At 58.1% G+C, this 2,553-nt stretch carries 4 protein-coding genes; 2 read left to right on the top strand and 2 right to left on the bottom strand.

Annotated features, from left to right (window positions below; all coding sequences use genetic code 11):
* Positions 1 to 160 precede the first annotated feature (160 nt).
* On the top strand, positions 161 to 460 hold the full coding sequence (locus tag EOA86_RS30245) for a PRC-barrel domain-containing protein (protein ID WP_128344980.1): 300 nt from the start codon (positions 161 to 163) through the stop codon (positions 458 to 460).
* On the opposite strand, the gene EOA86_RS30240 is transcribed toward EOA86_RS30245, so the two are convergent.
* Positions 457 to 765 (bottom strand): hypothetical protein, encoded by a 309-nt coding sequence (locus EOA86_RS30240; RefSeq protein ID WP_128344979.1) that lies wholly within the window; start codon positions 763 to 765, stop codon positions 457 to 459. The two genes, EOA86_RS30245 and EOA86_RS30240, sit on opposite strands and share 4 nt — an antisense overlap.
* Positions 766 to 1,067: 302 nt before the next feature.
* Here EOA86_RS30240 and EOA86_RS30235 point away from each other — a divergent pair, with 302 nt between their 5' ends.
* Entirely contained in the window at positions 1,068 to 1,940 is an 873-nt protein-coding gene (locus EOA86_RS30235) for a ferritin-like domain-containing protein (RefSeq protein ID WP_128344977.1), read from the top strand.
* A gap of 223 nt (positions 1,941 to 2,163) precedes the next feature.
* On the opposite strand, the gene EOA86_RS30230 is transcribed toward EOA86_RS30235, so the two are convergent.
* The gene (locus EOA86_RS30230; protein WP_127212448.1) at positions 2,164 to 2,373 is read right to left on the bottom strand and encodes a hypothetical protein; all 210 of its coding nucleotides are present in this window, start codon (positions 2,371 to 2,373) and stop codon (positions 2,164 to 2,166) included.
* Positions 2,374 to 2,553 lie beyond the last annotated feature (180 nt).

Raw genomic sequence — 2,553 nt, 5'->3', positions numbered from 1 at the left:
GTTGGTGGGCGGCAGCTCCAAAAATCTGCGCTCTGTCCAGCGGGGATTGGTCAGGCTGTCGCGAAACGGCGGGATCACATTTGCCATCTACCTGGCTTCCTTCGGAACAGATGGCCTTGTCGGGGATTAAGGCCATTCGAACCCAAAAGGACCCAAAGCAATGGACCACACCAATCATGTCCGCCTAACTGAGGCGGAACTCACACCCGATATCCTCGAGGATGCCACGATCTACGGCCCCGATGATGAGAACATCGGATCGGTCTCACGTGTCGACGGCACCGGGAGTACCGCCACAGTCATTATCGACGTCGGCGGCTTCCTCGGTATTGGTGCGAAGTCAGTAGCGGTTCCTGCCAGCCAATTAGAGTTTATGCGGGACGAAGACGGCGATGTTCACGCCGTCACCACATGGACGGAGGACCAGCTCACGGACATGCCGGAGTATATCGACACCTAAACCTTATCGAGCGTGAAGGTCGACCCCAACGCCAACTCATTCAGAGCATCGGCGAAGGCGTCGACCTGATCGTCGAATTGTGCATTGGGGAACGAGCCGACCTCATCGAGGTAGATCTCAAGGCGATCCCAAACAAGAAACCTGCCGGTGTCGCTGTCGGATACAAGCGCGATGGGCAAGTTATTGCCGCGATGGCGCCTGTGCACATCATGGTGAGCAGCGGCAAGCGACCAATGCCTGGAGTGATACTCGAGGTCGACACTGAGGACAAAGCGCTCGCGGCCGAGCCGGACGGCTACCTCCATGTTATGTGGCCCAAGGTCGATGAGTTGCGCATGCCGACGGCGCAGACCCGGACGCGGCTGATCGTCGGCTGGATCGCAATGGTCGGTGTCGTTGGGCTGTTTGGCTGGCTTGCCTTTTCCGCACCGGGGTGGCGGCGTAAGGGGTGGATGCCTAATGTCGTGCGTTGGTTCCGACCATCGCCTGAACTTCCGACCCGCCGCCACAACCAGATCCTGGAACCTTTGGACTGCGGCGATGTTTGGTTAACTGGCCCGCGCTTGAGGAGCCAAGACTGACGCCGGGCGGGCATTAGGAGGAAGTCATGTTCCGTGCGATCCCTTCACTTATTCTTCCCCGCCGCCGCCTTTTGCAGTTTGGCTTGGGCGCGACGCTTGCCTCGACTGTAGGCCGCGCTTCAGTATCGCTCGCCGACGAGGCCAGTGAGGTACAGGATGAGGATATCTTCCAGTTCGCACTCAATCTGGAGTACATGGAGGCTGAGTATTACCTGCGCGGCACGACCGGGAAAGGAATCGATGATTCCGATGCAGGTGCGGATGCGGGCCAGGTGACCGGCGGCAAGCAGGTTTCCTTCGAAACGCCTGCCATCGGCGAGTTCATGGCCGAGGTGGCAGAAAACGAACTGGCTCACGTGAGGTTCTATCGCAAGACCCTCGGAGACCAGGCTGTGCCTAGGCCGACCATCGATTTCGAAGCTGGCTTCGCAGCCGTCGCAAAGGCTGCAGCGCTAGGGGAGGACTTCGATCCCTTCGGTAATGAGACGAACTTCGTCCTTGGCGGAATGCTCTTCGAGGATGTTGGTGTTACCGCCTATGCCGGCGCGGCGACAGTGTTGAAGAACAAGGATTTCCTCGCCGCCGCCGCTGGAATACTGGCCGTTGAGGCTTACCACATGGGAATGGCGCGATCGACGCTCTACCGAAAGGGCGAACAGGCCTGGAAAGCCGCCAACGCGGTCTCCGACGCGCGTGACAAGATCGACGGATCGGACGACAAGGACCAAGGCATCCAGATAGACGGCAAGGCAAACATCGTTCCTTCGACACCGGATGCGATAGCCTTCACCCGAACACCGCAAGAGGTGTTGCGCATCGTGTATCTCACCGATCAGGAAGGTGCGAGCAAGGGTGGCTTTTACCCCAATGGAATGAACGGCAAGATAAAAAGTACCTGAATGGACTGGGCTGTCCGAGTGGCCAAAGCCTGACATCGACGATCGCTACGACCTTGCCGATGCCGTCATGATCTGTGCCGATGGAACATCGCAGGCCAGCGATCTCGGAGGGACTAATAGAGGACGCGACGACGAGATGCCCGGCCGCGTATGATTTCCTTGCTTTAAATACCACTGGCTGGGCGAGATTTGAGTGGCGTCGCGGCGGAAGCCTTATACCAGTTTAGCGTCCTAAAGGGAGTTTCGACGCCGAAAACAGTTCTTCCTCGTCCGTGATTCCGGCTTGGTAGTTTGCGATGATGCGGGACGCGATCGCTTCACGTCGCTGCGGGGATTGACCCTCGATCGTCAACCTCTCGAAGACGCGGCCGAGCAAGGCCACTTCGGACGAACTGAAGACGCCGGCTTCTTTAGCTTTTTGATGAATCGGCATGCAACTCTCCCTCCTGCATCTCTTGTGCAGCTAATCCAATTGGAAACTCAATCAAAGAAAAACACGCGGGATGGCGCGCGCGATCAAGAGCGGCGATCCAGCGTCTTAGACGCGTGGTGATGCATACAGAAACAGTCTCCGAAAATGGCATTGCATACCAGCGGAGCGCGCCTTACGCGC

It is taken from the genome of Mesorhizobium sp. M5C.F.Ca.IN.020.32.2.1 (assembly GCF_004023105.1).
Lineage (GTDB): Bacteria > Pseudomonadota > Alphaproteobacteria > Rhizobiales > Rhizobiaceae > Mesorhizobium > Mesorhizobium wenxiniae.
This window is presented reverse-complemented; position numbering and strand designations above follow the sequence as displayed.